Here is a 1449-nt window from a genome sequence, read left to right on the forward strand (position 1 = left end):
AGTAATACTTATTTGCTGTACCACACTGTGTTGACATATTGGTAATAATAAATATAACCTTTACCCCGCCTTCGGGCATGCTTTTTGGTAATGTTAATTGGTAAGTTTTTTTTGCCATTTAAATTACCATTACTATTCATACACAATTAAAAACCTGTATAGCGGTAAGATCTAAGTGTTAGTGAATTTCACTAACCTAAGTAGTTAGGTTGTTTTTATGTTCAGGTTTAAAGGAATAAAGATAATGATTAACCACAAGAAATTGTTTATTTGCACTGCAATTACTGCAACCTCAGCGTTATCTCACGCTGCAACTATTAATAACCCTGGCTTTGAAAGCGGTTTTAGTAGTTGGAACGAAACTGAGCCAGCGGCTATTTCATCTGATGCATATAGCGGATCTAAATCGTTAAAAATTCAGGGTAGTCCTGCACGTGTTTATCAATTAGTAAATATTCAGCCAAACACTGAATATACGTTAAGTGCTTATGTACTTGGTAAAGGGCAGATTGGGGTTAACGACTTAAACGGTTTATTTAAAAACAAAACCTTTGATGTATCGTCTTGGACTAAGGTAACTAAAACGTTTACTTCAGCGAATACCAATTCACTGCAAGTATTTGCTAAGCATTACAATAGCTCAAGTGATGTACGCTTTGATAATTTTACATTAGTTGAGGGCAGTAATAATGGCGGTGGCACTGATGATGGTGCAGGATCTGGAGACGGTACAACGATTCCAAGCAGCATTACAAGTGGTAGTGTTTTTGATTTAGAAGGGGATAGCCCTAACCCGTTAGTTAACGATAGTACGTTAGTGTTTGTACCTTTGGAGGCACAGCATATTACGCCTAACGGGAATGGCTGGCGTCATGAGTACAAGGTAAAAGAAAGCTTGCGTGTTGCCATGACACAGTCTTACGAAGTATTTGAAGCAACTGTAAAAGTTGAAATGTCTGATGGCGGTAAAACAATTATTTCACAGCACCACGCCAGCGATACTGGGACTATTTCTAAAGTGTATGTTTCAGATACTGATGAATCAGGTTTTAACGACAGCGTAGCGGGTAATGGCATTTTTGATGTCTATGTTCGTTTGCGTAATACCAGTGGCAATGAAGAAAAATTTGCGCTAGGTACTATTACAAGCGGTGAGTCATTTAACTTGCGAGTGGTAAATAATTACGGCGATGTAGATGTAAGTGCACTAGGTAATTCGTTTGGTATTCCTGTAGAAGATGATTCTGAATCTTACTTTAAGTTTGGTAACTACTTACAGTCTCAAGATCCAAATACTCTAGATAAATGCGGTGAAGCAGGTAACTCTAATTCATTCAAAAATTGCTTTGAAGATTTAGGCATTACCCAATCAAAAGTAACAATGACTAATGTTACTTATACCCGTCAAACAAACTAAGTAGCCACTTAATTATGGCCACTCAATTGAGT

1 protein-coding gene is annotated in these 1449 nt (G+C 37.3%); it reads left to right on the top strand.

The genetic code is table 11. The annotated features are described in order from the left end of the window. Positions 1–244: 244 nt before the first annotated feature. Complete coding sequence (locus H5072_RS19345) at positions 245–1417, top strand: polysaccharide lyase family 7 protein (RefSeq protein ID WP_024605063.1); 1173 nt, start codon at positions 245–247, stop codon at positions 1415–1417. The last annotated feature ends 32 nt before the right edge of the window (positions 1418–1449 follow it).

It is taken from the genome of Pseudoalteromonas sp. SR45-5, from assembly GCF_014163565.1.
GTDB classification, from domain to species: Bacteria; Pseudomonadota; Gammaproteobacteria; order Enterobacterales; family Alteromonadaceae; genus Pseudoalteromonas; species Pseudoalteromonas distincta.